This is a genomic window from Serratia sp. CoH_134_PS_4, from assembly GCF_058190535.1.
Genome location: NZ_JBXWKI010000010.1, coordinates 44,616 through 61,319 on the forward strand (window position 1 = coordinate 44,616; position 16,704 = coordinate 61,319).

Sequence of the window (16,704 nt, forward strand, 5' to 3'; positions counted from 1 at the left end):
CGCAAAAAATTAATGCTTGTCCCACACGCCCGGTTCAAGCTGGGATTTCAGTTCGGGGAAGCGATTGGCGTCGAACGTGGGCAATTGCCCCAGCGTTCGCTGACGGTGGTAATCATTCGCCAGCTTCAGCGCTACCCGTGACAGCAGCAAGATTGCTGTCAGGTTGGTAATGGCCATCAACGCCATTGAGGTATCTGCCATTTTCCATACCACAGGCAGTTCTGCCTGCGCGCCAAACATCACCATGCCTAGCGCGGCGCAACGGAAAATCAGCAGACCCGCCGGGTGATTGCGTTCCAGAAAAACCAGATTGCTCTCGGCATAGGCATAGTTGGCAATAATAGAGGTAAAGGCGAAAAAGAAAATGGCGATGGCCACAAACGGCGAGCCCCAACTGCCGACGGCGGCGGAGAGTGCCCGCTGTGTCATGTCGATACCACTGATGTTGGCTACCGGCTGGTCCAATACACCAGAGGACAGAATGATTGCGGCGGTCGCGCTGCAAATCACGATGGTATCAATAAATACCCCGAGCATTTGTACATAGCCCTGAGAAGCAGGGTGCGGAGGATAGGGGGAAGCGGAAGCCGCCGCATTGGGGGCAGAACCCATGCCGGCCTCGTTGGAAAACAGGCCGCGCTGAACGCCCTGAGTCATTGCCTGCGAAATACCGTAACCGACGGCACCTGCTGCCGCTTCCTGTAGCCCGAAAGCGCTTTTGACCACCAGTGACAGGATAGCCGGCATATGCTCAATGTTATGACCAATCACCCAGAACGCCAGCAGCAGGTAAGCGGCCGCCATCAAGGGGACGATCAACTCAGCTACGCGGGCGACGGAACGGATGCCGCCAAAGATCACTGCGCCGCTCAGGATCACCAGGCCGATACCGACATACAGAGGTTCTATATGGAAGGCGACGGCGGAAGCCTGAGCGATGGAGTTGGCTTGCACGGCGTTGAATACCAGGCCAAAGGCAATGATCAAAAAGATTGAGAACAATACGCCCATCCAGCGCATGCCCAGACCTTTCTCCATATAATAAGCCGGACCGCCACGGTAGTTACCCTGGTCGTCTTTGGTTTTGTAGAGCTGCGCCAGGCTACTTTCTACAAAGGACGTGGCCATGCCGATAAATGCCACAACCCACATCCAGAAGATGGCACCAGGGCCACCGGCGGTGAGGGCGATCGCTACTCCCGTCAGGTTACCGGTGCCAACACGGGCCGCGAGGGTGGTACAGAGCGCTTGAAAGGAGGAAATGCCAGCACTGTCGCTCTTGTTGCTGTGTTTCAGTATCGAGAACATGTGGCTGAAATGGCGGACCTGAATAAAGCGGGTGCGCAGCGTGAAATAAATGCCTGTACCCAACAGCAAATAAATCAGTACCGAACCCCACAAGATATTATTGATAAAATTCATTAGGTCCGTCACGGATCCCTCCTTGTTGAAATTTGTTGCGCACCACGCCGCATCCACCGCGGGTGAAAAGACATTGATTGAATTTTTACAAGAGCTTAGCTGAGATCAGCCGGAGTCTGAGCAATTGAGATTTTTCTCAGATTTTGTCACCCATTGCACTAATTTTCGCGAATTTAACATAATTTATTCAATCGATAGCACGTTATTGCCTTTTCATCAGCTCGGGAATGGCGAAAGATAGTGGCGTAAACGGTTGCTCGCTCAAGGATAAAACGGGCGTCGCCAGGCCGTGATTTTCCAGCCTTGCACCGGGCCTTGCGCATGTTATTATCAGGGCAGGGCATGGTTGAACGATGCCAAAAGTTCATGCACACACGATGAGATAATGCCAACATGACCGATAAATTAACTTCCCTGCGCCAACTGACTACCGTGGTTGCAGATACGGGCGATATCGCGGCAATGAAGCTGTATCAACCGCAAGATGCTACGACCAACCCTTCGCTGATCCTCAATGCAGCCCAAATTCCTGAATACCGCAAACTGATTGACGAAGCCATTGCCTGGGCACGTGAGCAGAGCAGCGATCGCGAACAGCAGATTGCCGATGCCGCCGACAAGCTGGCAGTCAACATCGGTCTGGAGATCCTGAAACTGGTGCCGGGCCGTATCTCCACTGAAGTGGACGCGCGTTTGTCTTACGACACTGAAGCCAGCGTTGCCAAAGCCAAGCGACTGATCAAACTGTACAACGATGCCGGCATCAGCAACGATCGTATCTTGATCAAACTGGCTTCTACCTGGCAGGGCATCCGCGCCGCGGAGCAGCTGGAAAAAGCAGGCATCAACTGTAACCTGACACTGCTGTTCTCCTTCGCTCAGGCGCGTGCCTGTGCTGAAGCTGGCGTGTTCCTGATTTCTCCGTTTGTTGGCCGTATCCTCGACTGGTACAAAGCGAATGGCGACAAGAAAGAGTTCGCGCCAAACGAAGATCCAGGTGTGGTTTCCGTTACTGAGATTTACCAGTATTACAAAGAGCACGGTTACAAAACCGTGGTGATGGGCGCGAGCTTCCGTAACGTCGGCGAAATCATCGAACTGGCTGGCTGTGACCGTCTGACCATCGCCCCTGCGCTGCTGAAAGAGCTGGCAGAAAGCGAAGGCACGCTGGAGCGTAAACTGTCCTACACGGGCGAAGTGAAAGCGCGTCCTACAGCGTTGACTGAGCCTGAGTTCTACTGGCAGCACAACCAGGATCCAATGGCCGTTGAGAAACTGACCGACGGTATCCGCAAGTTTGCCGTAGACCAGGGTAAGCTCGAAAAAATGATCGCCGATCTGCTGTAATTTTCGCAATCAGCGCAGAAAAAGGTGGCTTAGGCCGCCTTTTTTTATGCCCGCAGATCCCGGTAGCGGGCAGACACTTTATACTCTCTGGATTCATAACAGGGCGGGAAATGAACCCGCCCGAACCCCATCAGGCTGTAGAGGTTACGCATGGACATATTACGTATTGGTTTGGTTTCCGTTTCTGACCGCGCTTCTGGCGGCGTTTACCAGGATAAAGGCATACCGGCGCTGGAAGAATGGCTGGCCACATCGCTGGCGACGCCGTTCAAAGTGGAAACCAGGCTGATCCCCGATGAGCAAACGTTGATCGAACAAACCCTGTGTGAGCTGGTGGATGAAATGGGCTGCCATTTGGTGCTGACGACCGGCGGTACCGGCCCGGCACGCCGTGATGTGACCCCCGATGCCACGTTGGCGATTGCCGATCGCGTGATGCCCGGCTTCGGCGAGCAAATGCGTCAAATCAGCCTACACTATGTGCCAACGGCAATTCTTTCGCGTCAGGTGGGGGCGATCCGCAAGCAGGCGTTGATCATCAATCTGCCGGGGCAACCCAAGTCGATCAAGGAAACGCTGGAAGGGGTTAAGGATGAGCAGGGTAAGGTGGTTGTGCACGGTATTTTCGCCAGCGTGCCGTACTGCATACAGCTGCTTGAAGGACCTTATGTGGAAACGCATGCCGCGGTGGTAGCAGCATTTCGTCCTAAGAATGCGCGTCGCGAGATAAACCTCTAAATTTCAGCGATATGTGGGATAAATTCCAGCCGATCTGGTGTGAAATAAATTTGCCGTTATAGTAAGGATTCGTTTACAGAAAGCCTCTGGCTTTTATTTTAACAGTCTCCTCCGACGGTACTCTATGCCTCTCGATAATAATCGCCGGTTAAACCGGCAAGACTACAAAACTCTGACGTTAGCCGCCTTGGGCGGTGCGTTAGAGTTCTATGACTTCATCATTTTTGTCTTCTTTGCCGCGGTTATGGGTGAGCTATTCTTCCCGGCAGATATGCCGGAATGGCTACGCCAGGTACAGACCTTCGGCATCTTTGCCGCAGGCTATCTGGCGCGCCCGCTGGGTGGCATCGTGATGGCGCACTTTGGCGATCGGGTCGGCCGCAAAAAAATGTTCAGCCTGAGTATTTTACTGATGGCGTTGCCTACGTTGGGCATGGGTCTGTTACCGACCTACGCCAGTATTGGCATTGCCGCACCACTGCTGCTGCTGCTGATGCGCGTGCTGCAAGGGGCGGCTATCGGTGGTGAGGTACCCGGCGCATGGGTGTTTGTTGCCGAGCACGTGCCGCGCCGTCGTATTGGTTTTGCCTGCGGTACGCTGACTGCCGGTCTGACCGTCGGTATTTTGCTGGGGTCGTTGGTGGCGACGGTAATCAATACCACGCTCAGTCAACAGACCATTATTGACGGCGGTTGGCGCCTGCCGTTCCTGCTGGGCGGTATTTTCGGTCTGGTGGCAATGTATCTGCGCCGTTGGTTACAGGAAACGCCAATATTTATCGAGATGCAGGCGCGGAAAGCCTTGGCGGAGGAGCTGCCGCTGAAATCGGTGGTACTTAACCATCGCAAAGAGGTTGTGGTGTCAATGCTGCTGACCTGGCTGTTGTCCGCCGGCATTGTGGTTGTGATCCTGATGACGCCGACCTATTTGCAAAAACAGTTCGGCATCGCCCCGGCGCTGTCACTGCAAGCTAACAGTATCGCCACCATTATGCTGATTGCCGGTTGTATTATTGCGGGGTTGTCGGCGGATCGTTTCGGCGCCAGCAAAACCTTTATCGTTGGCAGCTTGCTGTTGGCTGGCTGCAGCTGGCTGTTTTATCGGACGGTGGGAGAGCACCCGGAAATGCTGTTCGCCTGCTATGCGCTGGTAGGTTTCAGCGTGGGTGTCGTCGGGGCTGTACCCTATGTCATGGTGCGGGCTTTCCCAGCGGAAGTGCGGTTTACCGGGATTTCGTTCTCATATAATGTTGCATACGCTATTTTCGGGGGTTTAACCCCAGTATTTGTGACGTTGATCATGAAGTTAACCCCGTTAGCGCCTGCTTACTATGTACTGGCGCTGTCAGGTATCGGGTTGCTGCTGGGAATGTACCTGCACCGTGACCTGAACAGTGAGACCAAGGCGCAGCGTGCCCGCTCTTACAGCTAAAAAAAAGCCCTGCAATAAGTGCAGGGCTTTTTGTTTCAGACGGCGGTGATTATGCCGCTGCCCGAATGGGTTCTACATTGTTGACGTCGGGTTCGCCAATCGGCAGAACCTTACGGCCAAATTGCTCGTTGAGCACTTCTGCCATTGCCAGGTAAATGGCACTGGCACCGCAGATAATGCCTTCATAACCAGCAACGTTCAGCAGGGCATGATTGCCCGTGATATTGCCGATCGCCAGCAAGGCGAACAGCAGCGTCAGGCTGCCGAACACAAACTGCAGCACGCGGTTAGCGCGCAACGTGCCGAAGAACATGAACAGAGTGAAGACACCCCACAGCGCCAGATAAATACCCAGTACGCTGGCGTCGGTCGGTTCGGCCAGACCCAGGCGCGGCAGCAGCAGCAGGCCCACCAGGCTCAGCCAGAAGCTGCCATAAGAGATAAAGGCAGTCATGCCGAAGGTGTTTCCCTTCTTGTATTCCAGCAGGCCGGCCATAATTTGGGCCAACCCACCGAAGAAAATCCCCATGCTGATAATGGCGGAATTCAATGGGAAAAAGCCCGCGTTGTGCAGGTTCAGCAAGACGGTGGTCATCCCGAAGCCCATCAGGCCGAGAGGGCCGGGATTCGCCAACTTGTTGGTGTGCATAAGTCCTCTGCAATAACAGAAAATTAACGGAAATAGCGAAGTAAATATATAAATGCTCTGAATGGCCGAAAAATCGATAACTTCCATCAGAGTGCGCGGCATCATAATGATCCCCGGAACAGGAAACAATGATCTGAGTGACGATAAAAAAGAAATTTTTTTCGCCTTGCCCCTTGATGCTGAGTTGGATGGCCCCATCTTATTTGCAACCGCAGTTGCTGACCGCGGCTAAGACTGAAATGTTGGGCAGTTGAAAAACAAAAATTTGCCCGCATATAGGTTAGCAACCTGACCGAATATGAATTTATTAGTGGAGACGTTTAGATGGGCAAAATTATTGGTATCGACCTGGGTACTACCAACTCTTGTGTAGCTATTATGGATGGTGGTAAAGCGCGCGTGCTGGAGAACAGCGAAGGCGACCGTACTACACCTTCGATCATCGCATATACCCAGGATGGTGAAATTCTGGTTGGCCAGCCTGCTAAGCGTCAGGCTGTTACTAACCCACAAAACACCCTGTTTGCGATCAAGCGCCTGATTGGCCGTCGCTTCCAGGATGAAGAAGCACAGCGTGATAAAGACATCATGCCGTACAAAATTGTGGCTGCTGATAACGGCGACGCATGGGTTGAAGTGAAAGGCCAGCGTGTAGCACCACCGCAGATCTCTGCTGAAGTGCTGAAGAAAATGAAGAAAACGGCGGAAGATTACCTGGGCGAACCGGTAACTGAAGCGGTTATCACTGTTCCTGCATACTTCAACGACGCACAGCGTCAGGCAACTAAAGACGCCGGTCGTATCGCAGGCCTGGAAGTAAAACGTATCATCAACGAACCGACTGCTGCTGCCCTGGCTTACGGCCTGGACAAAGAAGTTGGCAACCGTACCATCGCGGTTTATGACCTGGGTGGCGGTACTTTCGATATCTCTATTATCGAAATCGACGAAGTTGACGGCGAAAAAACCTTCGAAGTTCTGGCAACCAACGGTGATACCCACTTGGGTGGTGAAGACTTCGACAGCCGCCTGATCAACTACCTGGTGGAAGAGTTCAAGAAAGAACAAGGTTTCGATCTGCGCAACGATCCGTTGGCGATGCAGCGTCTGAAAGAAGCCGCTGAGAAAGCGAAGATCGAACTGTCTTCCGCTCAGCAGACCGACGTTAACCTGCCGTACATCACTGCAGATGCGAGCGGTCCAAAACACATGAACATCAAAGTGACCCGTGCAAAACTCGAGTCGCTGGTTGAAGATCTGGTAGCGCGTTCTATCGAGCCGCTGAAAGTGGCACTGAAAGACGCAGGCCTGTCGGTTTCCGACATCCAGGACGTGATCCTGGTGGGCGGTCAGACCCGTATGCCAATGGTTCAGAAGAAAGTTGCTGACTTCTTCGGTAAAGAACCACGTAAAGACGTTAACCCGGACGAAGCCGTTGCGGTGGGTGCTGCGGTACAGGGCGGCGTGTTGGCCGGTGATGTGAAGGACGTTCTGCTGCTGGACGTTACCCCGCTGTCGCTGGGTATCGAAACCATGGGCAGCGTGATGACTCCGCTGATCACCAAAAACACCACGATCCCGACCAAGCACAGCCAGGTGTTCTCTACCGCTGAAGACAACCAGTCTGCGGTAACCATCCACGTGCTGCAGGGTGAGCGTAAACGCGCTAACGATAACAAGTCACTGGGTCAGTTCAATTTGGACGGTATCCAGGCTGCTCCGCGCGGTATGGCGCAGATCGAAGTCACCTTCGACATCGACGCCGACGGTATTCTGCATGTGTCTGCTAAAGACAAGAATACTGGCCGTGAGCAGAAAATCACCATCAAGGCTTCTTCTGGTCTGAACGAAGAAGAAATCCAGAAAATGGTGCGTGATGCTGAACTGAACGCCGAAGCGGACCGTAAGTTCGAAGAGCTGGTGCAGACCCGTAACCAGGCTGACCACCTGATCCACGGCACCCGTAAGCAGTTGGAAGAAGCGGGCGACAAACTGCCAGCAGAAGACAAAACGGCTATCGAAGCGGCGCTGAAAGATCTGGAAACCGCGGTTAAAGGCGAAGATAAAGCCGATATCGAAGCGAAGACCCAGGCTCTGGTGCAGGTTTCTGGCAAACTGCTGGAAATGGCTCAGGCGCAGCAGGCACAACAAGGTGCTGATGCTGGTGCTGACAACGCGGCGCAGAAAGACGACGACGTGGTTGACGCTGAGTTCGAAGAAGTTAAAGACAAAAAATAATCGCCCTTAAGCGGGCACGTAACGGCCGAGAGGCCGTTACTGGAAACCAGCACGGGCGTCGAGGCAACTCTGCGCCCGTGCACGCATGTTAAGGGTTACAGAAATAATGGCGAAGAAAGACTATTACGAGATTCTCGGCGTCTCCAAGACGGCGGAAGAGCGTGACATAAAAAAGGCGTATAAGCGCCTGGCGATGAAATACCATCCTGACCGTAACCAGGATCAAGACGCCGAAGCCAAGTTTAAAGAGATCAAGGAAGCGTACGAAGTCCTGACCGACGATCAAAAGCGTGCAGCTTACGATCAGTACGGCCACGCCGCTTTTGAACAAGGCGGTATGGGTGGTGGCGGTGGGTTTGGCGGCGGCGGTGCCGATTTCAGCGACATCTTTGGCGACGTTTTCGGCGATATCTTTGGTGGTGGCCGCCGTCAGCGTGCCAGCCGCGGTTCTGATCTACGTTACAACATGGAGCTGTCCCTTGAGGAAGCGGTTCGTGGCGTAACCAAAGAGATCCGTATCCCGACGCTGGAAGAGTGTGGCGTTTGCCACGGTAGCGGTGCAAAACCAGGCAGCTCGCCAGTGACTTGCCCAACCTGTCACGGCCAAGGCCAGGTGCAAATGCGCCAGGGCTTCTTTACCGTGCAGCAGGCCTGTCCGCATTGCCATGGCCGCGGCCAAATTATCAAAGACCCGTGCAACAGCTGCCATGGCCACGGCCGGGTAGAGAAAGCCAAAACGCTGTCGGTGAAAATCCCGGCCGGCGTTGATACTGGCGACCGCATCCGCTTGGCGGGTGAGGGGGAAGCCGGTGAACATGGCGCACCAGCAGGCGATCTGTACGTTCAGGTTCAGGTGAAAGCGCACCCGATCTTCGAACGCGAAGGGAACAACCTGTACTGTGAAGTGCCAATCAACTTCGCAATGGCAGCATTGGGCGGTGAGATTGAAGTGCCAACGCTGGATGGCCGCGTGAAGCTGAAAGTCCCGTCAGAAACCCAGACGGGCAAACTGTTCCGCATGCGCGGCAAGGGTGTTAAATCGGTGCGTGGTGGCAGCCAGGGTGACCTGCTGTGCCGCGTGGTGGTGGAAACTCCGGTTAACCTGAACGACAAGCAGAAGCAATTGCTGAAGGAACTGGAAGAGAGTCTGGGTGGCCCTTCTGGTGATAAAAACAGCCCACGTTCGAAGAGCTTCTTCGACGGTGTGAAAAAGTTTTTTGATGACCTGACGCGTTAAGCTGTTGTTCTGTTAGCGTACTGCATAACCCCGGCGTCAAAACCGGGGTTTTTTATTGGCCGTGGACGGCTAATAATCCTACAAAAAATGTGACACCTGTCGTATATAGATCGGTTTTTACGATCATTAAAGCATTTATAAACGTATTTTATCGAGCTAAATCGCCGTCTATACTCATTCCATTACTTTGTTTGCGGAGCTGTTTCTACTTCGCGCATCTCTGGAGAGACGTATTGTGACCAATATCATTCGTCAATTTTTACGTCAGGAAGCCGCAGGCGGCATTATCCTGATCGTAGCCGCGATTATCGCGTTGATCATGGCCAATACCCCAGCCCAGGGGATTTATCATGCTTTTCTCAATTTACCGGTCATGGTGAAAGTGTCCTCACTGGACATTGCCAAGCCGCTCCTGCTGTGGATCAACGACGGCCTGATGGCGATCTTTTTCTTGGTGGTCGGGTTGGAGGTCAAGCGTGAACTGATGCAGGGTTCACTGGCCGGGCGTGATAAGGCGGTGTTTCCCGCTATTGCTGCGTTGGGCGGCATGTTGGCACCGGCACTGATTTACCTGCTGTTTAACGGTGCCGATGAGGTTACCCGTCAGGGCTGGGCGATCCCGGCGGCAACGGATATTGCGTTTGCCCTTGGGGTGATGGCGTTGTTGGGGAACCGCGTACCAACCAGCCTGAAAGTGTTCCTGCTGGCGCTGGCGATTATCGATGACCTGGGTGTGATCGTGATTATCGCACTGTTCTATACCCACGAAGTGTCGATGGCGGCTTTAGGTGTAGCAGCCGCGTCTGTTGCGGTGCTGGCATTTATGAACTGGCGTGGCGTGGGCAAAACGTCGCTTTACATGATTGTCGGCCTGGTGCTGTGGGTGGCTATCCTCAAGTCCGGGGTACATGCGACCCTGGCTGGGGTAATTATTGGCTTTATGATCCCGTTGAACGTGAAGAAAGGCCCGTCACCGTCGGAGACTCTGGAGCACGAGCTGCACCCATGGGTGGCGTTCCTGATACTGCCGCTGTTCGCTTTCGCCAATGCGGGTGTTTCATTGCAGGGCGTGTCACTGAGTGGGCTGACCTCACTGCTCCCGGTCGGTATCGCAGCGGGTCTGTTCATCGGTAAGCCGTTGGGTATCTTCATCTTTAGTCTGCTGGCGGTGAAGTTGGGCATTGCCAAGCTGCCTGAAGGAATTGGTTTCAAACAGGTGTTTGCCGTTTCTGTGCTCTGTGGTATTGGTTTCACCATGTCAATTTTCATCGCTTCGCTGGCGTTTGGCGATGCGGATGTCGTACTAAGCACTTATTCGCGGCTGGGTATCCTGATTGGGTCAACCACGGCGGCGGTGGTTGGATACGGTCTGTTGCGCATGTCGTTGCCACGGGTCAGATAACCCCTTTAGGGGATCCTCTGTTCGTAAGTACCGATTACAATAGCTGGTCGGAGCTGTGCAGTATGAAATATGTGCAGCTTCGGCCATTCTGTTTGGGACGAATGCAGCAACAGGTTGTCTGAAACAGGGAAAGGACATTAGTCGCTCGTCAGGGTCTATCGTTTAGCCTGACGAAATGTTAAGGAGAGCACCTCGTGAGGATGTCGCATATTAACTTTAATCACCTTTACTACTTCTGGCAGGTCTGCAAGGAAGGTTCGGTGGTCGGCGCCGCTGAAGCACTGTTTCTGACGCCGCAGACCATCACCGGCCAGATCAAAGCGCTGGAAGAACGTTTGGACGGTAAGCTGTTCAAGCGTCAGGGGCGTGGGCTGGTGCCTTCTGAATTGGGGCAGCTGGTTTTCCGCTACGCCGACAAAATGTTTATGCTCAGCCAGGAAATGCTGGATATCGTCAATTATCGCAAGGAATCTAACCTGCTGTTCGACGTCGGGGTCGCGGATGCGCTGTCCAAACGCTTGGTGAGTCAGGTTCTGGAGACCGCGGTGGTGGTGGATAATGAACAAATCCATCTGCGCTGCTTTGAGTCGACGCACGAGATGCTACTGGAACAGCTCAGCCAGCATAAACTCGACATGATTTTGTCAGATTGCCCGGTGGACTCCAGTCAGCAGGAAGGGTTGTTTTCACTCAAGCTGGGTGAATGCGGTATCAGTTTCTTTTGCCGTCAGCCCGCGCCGGACTTGCCGTTTCCCGCTTGTCTTGAACAGCGTAAGCTGCTTATTCCAGGCCGGCGTTCGATGCTGGGGCGTAAGCTGCTTAACTGGTTTAACACGCAAGGTATTCAGGTAGAGATCTTGGGCGAGTTCGATGATGCGGCCCTGATGAAGACCTTTGGCATGTACCACAACGCGATCTTCGTTGCGCCGACGCTGTATGCGCAGGATACCTATAACGATGATGACGTGGTGGAGATTGGGCGTATTGATAGCGTACAGGAAGAGTACTACATCATTTTTGCCGAACGAATGATCCAGCATCCAGCGGTACAACGGGTATGCAACAAGGATTTTTCCGCGCTGTTTACTTACTAACGCGGTGAAAACTGCAGACGTAAAAAAACCGGCCTGAGCCGGTTTTTTTATCAAGCAGACAACGTAATGCTTATTGCATTGCGTTGATACGCGCAGTCAGATTTGACTTATGGCGTGCTGCTTTGTTTTTGTGGATCAGGCCTTTAGCTGCCTTGCGGTCCACGATTGGTTGCATCACGAGGAATGCGTTTTTTGCAGCTTCTTTATCGCCAGTTGCGATAGCAACTTCTACTTTCTTGATGTAGGTACGCATCATAGAGCGGCCGCTAGCGTTGTGCTTACGACGTTTCTCAGACTGTACGGCGCGTTTCTTAGCTGATTTGATATTAGCCAAGGTCCAACTCCCAAATATATTCTATTGAGGACAATTCGAAGGCCGAGGAATATCCCCTTTTAGTCTTCGTTTGTCAACGGATTTGTGCAAATAAGCGCCGTTTGTACGGGCGGCACTTGCTACGTTGTGATGGGGCAGGATTTTACCAGCTTCGGTCATGGGAATACAGTGTTTCGCGAGAAAATTCGCCAATGAATTGCTGTATTGGCTGCAAGCTGTTGGTCGTGGTCGATAATCAGCGGCATGTTGCCGGATAAACTGCGGTTGGGGCGTTTCACCTGCAGATTATCTCCGGTATGGTATGTCTATTACACAAAGGCACCAATCGCGGGTTAACCTTAACCGCTGTACAAGGTATAATCCGGCGATTTCCACTGTTTTGAGCCAGCTATGGAGCTAATTCGCGGCATTCACAATATCCGGGCACGCCACCATGGTTGTGTGCTCACCATCGGCAACTTTGACGGCGTACACCGCGGTCACCAAGCGTTGCTGGAGCAGCTGAAACAAGAGGGGCAACGCCTCGGGCTGCCAGTGATGGTCATGATCTTTGAGCCGCAACCGCTGGAAATGTTTGCAGCGGACAAGGCACCGGCCCGACTCACGCGCTTGCGTGATAAAGCCAAATATCTGGCGCAGGCGGGCGTTGACTACCTGCTGTGCGTCAAGTTTGACCCGCGTTTCGCCGCCAACACGGCACAGGCGTTCGTTGCCGAGTTGCTGGTGGAAAAACTGGGTGTGAAATTCCTGATGGTCGGGGATGATTTTCGCTTTGGCGCGACGCGTCAGGGCGATTTTCCGCTATTGCAAAAAGCCGGGATAGAATACGGCTTTGAAGTGATCAGCACGCCGACCTTCCGTGAAGGCGATCAACGTATCAGCAGTACGGCGATTCGCAATGCACTGCGCGATGATGATCTGGCACAGGCTGAAACGCTGTTGGGTCATCCGTACAGTATTTCAGGCCGAGTAGTACACGGTGATGAACTGGGCCGTACCATCGGCTTCCCCACGGCCAACCTGCCGCTGAAACGCCTGGTTGCTCCGGTCAAAGGGGTTTATGCGGTGGAGGTGTATGGCCTGGGGCCTGAACCGCTGCCTGGCGTAGCCAATATTGGTACGCGACCAACCGTTGCCGGCGTGCGCCAACAGCTGGAAGTCCATCTGTTGGATGTCACAATGGATCTTTACGGGCGCCATATTGACGTGGTGCTCCGCGCGAAATTGCGCAATGAACAGCGTTTTGCTTCGCTCGATGCCCTGAAGCAGCAAATCGCCAATGATGTGGTGACGGCCCGGAAGTTCTTCGGGTTAAAAACACTGGTTTAATCGTTTACCCTAAGTAATTCGAGCCGCATCGCGGCGGCAACCGCGCGAATCCCGATGGGCTTGCACAGGCAAGTGATTTGGATAAGAAAGGGCGGCCCACAAAGATGTGGCTTGAAGTGCGACGGGTAAATAGCCGAAAACGGAAACGAGAATCTCATGAGTGACTACAAGAATACCCTGAACTTGCCGGAAACAGGGTTCCCGATGCGTGGCGATCTGGCCAAGCGTGAACCTGGCATGCTGCAACGTTGGTATGAACAGGATCTGTACGGGATCATTCGTACTGCCAAAAAGGGCAAAAAATCCTTCATTTTGCATGACGGCCCTCCGTATGCGAACGGCAGCATTCACATTGGTCACTCGGTTAACAAGATTCTCAAAGACATTATTATCAAGTCAAAAGGGATGTCCGGTTTCGATTCGCCTTATGTTCCAGGTTGGGACTGTCATGGCCTGCCGATCGAACTGAAAGTCGAGCAGCTGTACGGTAAGCCGGGCGAGAAACTCACCGCGGCGGAGTTCCGTGAGAAATGCCGTGAGTATGCCGCTGAACAAGTTGAAGGCCAGAAAAAAGACTTCATCCGTCTTGGCGTGCTGGGCGACTGGGATCACCCGTACTTGACCATGGACTTCAAAACCGAAGCCAATATCATTCGTGCGCTGGGTAAAATCATCGACAACGGTCACCTGTTGAAAGGTGCCAAGCCGGTGCACTGGTGTACCGATTGCCGCTCTTCACTGGCGGAAGCGGAAGTCGAATATTACGACAAGACGTCACCGTCTATCGATGTGGCTTTCCACGCGGTTGACGCGGCTGCCGTGGCGGCCAAGTTTGGCGTCACCAGCTTCAATGGCCCGGTCTCTTTGGTTATCTGGACCACCACGCCGTGGACCTTACCGGCTAACCGCGCTATCTCTCTGCACCCGGAATTTGCTTATCAGCTGGTGCAGGTCGACGGCCAATGCCTGATCCTGGCGGCTGAACTGGTAGAAAGCGTGATGAAACGCGCCGGTATCAGCGCGTGGACCGTGCTGGGCAGTTGCAAGGGTGCCGATCTGGAGCTGATGCGTTTTGAACACCCGTTCATGGGCTTCGACGTACCGGCGATCATGGGTGAGCACGTCACGCTGGACGCGGGTACCGGTGCGGTACACACCGCCGGTGGCCACGGCCCGGATGACTTTGTCATCAGCCAGAAATACGGTTTGGAAATTGCCAACCCGGTGGGGCCGAACGGTTGCTATCTGCCGGGCACTCATCCACTGCTGGATGGCAAGTTTGTGTTTAAGGCCAACGATCTGATTGTTGATCTGCTGCGTGAGAAGGGTGCATTGCTGCACGTGGAGAAACTGGTTCACAGTTATCCCTGCTGCTGGCGTCACAAAACGCCGATCATCTTCCGTGCAACGCCTCAGTGGTTCATCAGCATGGATCAAAAAGGCCTGCGCAAGCAGTCGCTGGAAGAGATCAAAGGCGTGCAGTGGATCCCTGAATGGGGCCAGGCACGCATCGAAACCATGGTCGCTAACCGCCCGGATTGGTGTATCTCACGCCAGCGTACCTGGGGCGTGCCAATGTCGCTGTTTGTGCATAAAGACACGGAGCAACTGCACCCACGCAGCGTAGAGCTGATGGAAGAAGTGGCCAAACGTGTTGAGCAGGACGGTATTCAGGCATGGTGGGATCTGGACGCCGCTGACATTCTTGGCGCGGAAGCTGCCGACTATGTCAAAGTGCCCGATACCCTGGACGTGTGGTTCGACTCCGGTTCGACCCATTCTTCCGTGGTTGATGTTCGTCCTGAGTTCAATGGTCATGGCGCTGACATGTACTTGGAAGGCTCCGACCAACACCGTGGCTGGTTCATGTCATCACTGATGATCTCCACCGCCATGAAGGGCAAAGCACCCTATAAAGAAGTACTGACTCACGGTTTCACCGTTGACGGTCAGGGCCGCAAGATGTCCAAGTCCATCGGCAACACCATCAGTCCGCAAGACGTGATGAACAAGCTGGGGGGGGACATCCTGCGTCTGTGGGTGGCTTCTACGGATTACACCGGTGAGATCGCGGTATCTGACGAGATCTTGAAACGTTCTGCCGATTCCTATCGCCGCATCCGTAACACCGCGCGCTTCCTGCTGGCGAATCTGAACGGATTCGAACCAAGCACGGATTGTGTGGCTCCGGAAGATATGGTGGTACTGGATCGCTGGGCCGTGGGTCGTGCTCTGGCGGCACAACAGGATATCGAGCAGGCTTACGCCAACTACGATTTCCATGAAGTGGTACAACGCCTGATGCAGTTCTGTTCTGTCGAGATGGGGTCCTTCTACCTGGATATCATCAAAGATCGCCAGTACACCGCGAAGAGCGACAGCGTCGCCCGCCGCAGCTGCCAGACTGCGCTGTTCCATATCGCAGAGGCATTGGTGCGCTGGATGGCACCGATCATGTCGTTCACCGCTGATGAAATCTGGGCTTTCCTGCCGGGCAAACGCGCGCAGTACGTGTTCACTGAAGAGTGGTACGACGGCCTGTTCGGTCTGGCCGAAGGCGAAGGCATGAACGATGCCTTCTGGGCTGAGCTGCTGAAAGTACGTGGCGAAGTGAACAAGGTGCTGGAACAGGCTCGTGCTGACAAACGTCTCGGTGGCTCGTTGGAAGCCGCGGTAACGTTGTATGCCGATAGCGAACTGGCTGAACGTCTCAACAGCCTGCAGGATGAGCTGCGCTTTGTGTTGCTGACCTCCGGCGCTCGCGTTGCACCTTTGGCTGATGCGCCAGCGGATGCACTGACGTCAGAACTGGTGAAGGGCCTGAAAATCGCCTTCAGCACTGCAGAAGGTGAGAAGTGTCCGCGCTGCTGGCATTACACCACCGATATCGGTTTGGTGGCGGAGCATGCAGATCTCTGCGGCCGCTGTGTTATCAACGTAGCCGGCGACGGCGAAAAGCGTAAGTTTGCCTAATGAGTAAACCAATCTGTTCGACTGGCCTGCGCTGGCTGTGGCTGGTAGTAGTCGTGTTGGTACTGGATTTTGCCAGCAAGCAGTGGATCCTCGGTAACTTTGTGCTGGGCCAGTCCCAGCCGCTGATCCCGTCGTTCAATCTGTTCTATGCGCGTAACTACGGTGCTGCGTTCAGTTTCCTGGCCGATCATGGCGGCTGGCAGCGTTGGTTCTTCGCCGGTATTGCGGTGGCTATCGTGGCGGTGCTGCTGGTGATGATGTACCGCAGTCAGGCGCAGCAGAAGCTGAACAACATTGCCTATGCTTTTATCATCGGTGGTGCGCTCGGTAACCTGTTCGATCGCTTATGGCACGGTTTTGTCGTCGATTTTATCGACTTCTACGTAGGCGATTGGCATTACCCGACCTTCAACCTTGCAGATAGTTTTATTTGCGTAGGGGCGGCGATGATAGTGCTGGAAGGCTTCTTGTCGCCGGCGAACAAAAGCGCAAAGAGCAAAGGTGAGTAA

At 53.9% G+C, this 16,704-nt stretch carries 14 protein-coding genes; 11 read left to right on the plus strand and 3 right to left on the minus strand.

Annotated features, from left to right (window positions below; all coding sequences use genetic code 11):
- Positions 1 to 9: 9 nt before the first annotated feature.
- A complete protein-coding gene (locus tag AC2FCQ_RS16330) occupies positions 10 to 1,434 on the minus strand; it encodes an alanine/glycine:cation symporter family protein (RefSeq protein ID WP_490308643.1) in 1,425 nt (474 codons plus the stop codon).
- Between the two features lie 381 nt (positions 1,435 to 1,815).
- Between AC2FCQ_RS16330 and tal the strand changes: the two genes are divergently transcribed.
- From tal to AC2FCQ_RS16345, 3 genes are all read left to right on the plus strand, one after another.
- The gene (tal, locus tag AC2FCQ_RS16335) at positions 1,816 to 2,769 is read left to right on the plus strand and encodes a transaldolase (RefSeq protein WP_209634976.1); all 954 of its coding nucleotides are present in this window, start codon (positions 1,816 to 1,818) and stop codon (positions 2,767 to 2,769) included.
- 150 nt (positions 2,770 to 2,919) lie between these two features.
- Positions 2,920 to 3,507, plus strand: coding sequence for a molybdopterin adenylyltransferase (gene mog, locus AC2FCQ_RS16340; protein ID WP_490308642.1), 588 nt, complete (start codon positions 2,920 to 2,922; stop codon positions 3,505 to 3,507).
- Between the two features lie 124 nt (positions 3,508 to 3,631).
- Entirely contained in the window at positions 3,632 to 4,939 is a 1,308-nt protein-coding gene (locus AC2FCQ_RS16345) for an MFS transporter (RefSeq protein WP_265555809.1), read from the plus strand.
- 49 nt (positions 4,940 to 4,988) lie between these two features.
- On the opposite strand, the gene satP is transcribed toward AC2FCQ_RS16345, so the two are convergent.
- Positions 4,989 to 5,588: an acetate uptake transporter gene (satP, locus tag AC2FCQ_RS16350; RefSeq protein WP_209634981.1), complete on the minus strand. Its 600-nt coding sequence runs from the start codon at positions 5,586 to 5,588 to the stop codon at positions 4,989 to 4,991.
- 61 nt (positions 5,589 to 5,649) lie between these two features.
- Here satP and AC2FCQ_RS16355 point away from each other — a divergent pair, with 61 nt between their 5' ends.
- The 5 genes from AC2FCQ_RS16355 (at position 5,650) to nhaR (ending at position 11,559) form a co-directional block, all read left to right on the plus strand.
- Positions 5,650 to 5,820, plus strand: a complete 171-nt coding sequence (locus tag AC2FCQ_RS16355) for a hypothetical protein (protein WP_209634983.1) — start codon at positions 5,650 to 5,652, stop codon at positions 5,818 to 5,820.
- 92 nt (positions 5,821 to 5,912) lie between these two features.
- Positions 5,913 to 7,826, plus strand: a complete 1,914-nt coding sequence (gene dnaK / locus AC2FCQ_RS16360; RefSeq protein WP_209634985.1) for a molecular chaperone DnaK — start codon at positions 5,913 to 5,915, stop codon at positions 7,824 to 7,826.
- Between the two features lie 106 nt (positions 7,827 to 7,932).
- The gene (gene dnaJ / locus AC2FCQ_RS16365; RefSeq protein WP_037420667.1) at positions 7,933 to 9,063 is read left to right on the plus strand and encodes a molecular chaperone DnaJ; all 1,131 of its coding nucleotides are present in this window, start codon (positions 7,933 to 7,935) and stop codon (positions 9,061 to 9,063) included.
- A gap of 235 nt (positions 9,064 to 9,298) precedes the next feature.
- A complete protein-coding gene (nhaA, locus tag AC2FCQ_RS16370; protein ID WP_209634986.1) occupies positions 9,299 to 10,465 on the plus strand; it encodes a Na+/H+ antiporter NhaA in 1,167 nt (388 codons plus the stop codon).
- A gap of 194 nt (positions 10,466 to 10,659) precedes the next feature.
- Entirely contained in the window at positions 10,660 to 11,559 is a 900-nt protein-coding gene (gene nhaR, locus AC2FCQ_RS16375) for a transcriptional activator NhaR (RefSeq protein ID WP_037420673.1), read from the plus strand.
- A 70-nt stretch (positions 11,560 to 11,629) separates the two neighbouring features.
- Here the strand turns inward: nhaR and rpsT are convergent, their stop codons facing one another.
- Complete coding sequence (gene rpsT / locus AC2FCQ_RS16380) at positions 11,630 to 11,893, minus strand: 30S ribosomal protein S20 (protein ID WP_037420676.1); 264 nt, start codon at positions 11,891 to 11,893, stop codon at positions 11,630 to 11,632.
- A gap of 390 nt (positions 11,894 to 12,283) precedes the next feature.
- On the opposite strand from rpsT, the gene ribF reads away from it, so the two are divergent.
- From ribF to lspA, 3 genes are all read left to right on the plus strand, one after another.
- On the plus strand, positions 12,284 to 13,222 hold the full coding sequence (ribF, locus tag AC2FCQ_RS16385) for a bifunctional riboflavin kinase/FAD synthetase (protein ID WP_061807386.1): 939 nt from the start codon (positions 12,284 to 12,286) through the stop codon (positions 13,220 to 13,222).
- A gap of 156 nt (positions 13,223 to 13,378) precedes the next feature.
- Entirely contained in the window at positions 13,379 to 16,195 is a 2,817-nt protein-coding gene (ileS, locus tag AC2FCQ_RS16390) for an isoleucine--tRNA ligase (protein ID WP_209634988.1), read from the plus strand.
- Complete coding sequence (gene lspA / locus AC2FCQ_RS16395) at positions 16,195 to 16,704, plus strand: signal peptidase II (protein WP_209634990.1); 510 nt, start codon at positions 16,195 to 16,197, stop codon at positions 16,702 to 16,704. Before ileS ends, lspA begins: the two co-directional genes overlap by 1 nt.

What these genes read in the sequence shown, in the direction of transcription:
- tal (WP_209634976.1), top strand. Translation starts at nt 1,816, where the DNA reads ATGACCGATAAATTAACTTCCCTGCGCCAACTGACTACCGTGGTTGCA.
- mog (WP_490308642.1), top strand. Translation starts at nt 2,920, where the DNA reads ATGGACATATTACGTATTGGTTTGGTTTCCGTTTCTGACCGCGCTTCT.
- AC2FCQ_RS16345 (WP_265555809.1), top strand. Translation starts at nt 3,632, where the DNA reads ATGCCTCTCGATAATAATCGCCGGTTAAACCGGCAAGACTACAAAACT.
- satP (WP_209634981.1), bottom strand. Translation starts at nt 5,588, where the DNA reads ATGCACACCAACAAGTTGGCGAATCCCGGCCCTCTCGGCCTGATGGGC.
- AC2FCQ_RS16355 (WP_209634983.1), top strand. Translation starts at nt 5,650, where the DNA reads ATGGCCGAAAAATCGATAACTTCCATCAGAGTGCGCGGCATCATAATG.
- dnaK (WP_209634985.1), top strand. Translation starts at nt 5,913, where the DNA reads ATGGGCAAAATTATTGGTATCGACCTGGGTACTACCAACTCTTGTGTA.
- dnaJ (WP_037420667.1), top strand. Translation starts at nt 7,933, where the DNA reads ATGGCGAAGAAAGACTATTACGAGATTCTCGGCGTCTCCAAGACGGCG.
- ribF (WP_061807386.1), top strand. Translation starts at nt 12,284, where the DNA reads ATGGAGCTAATTCGCGGCATTCACAATATCCGGGCACGCCACCATGGT.
- ileS (WP_209634988.1), top strand. Translation starts at nt 13,379, where the DNA reads ATGAGTGACTACAAGAATACCCTGAACTTGCCGGAAACAGGGTTCCCG.
- lspA (WP_209634990.1), top strand. Translation starts at nt 16,195, where the DNA reads ATGAGTAAACCAATCTGTTCGACTGGCCTGCGCTGGCTGTGGCTGGTA.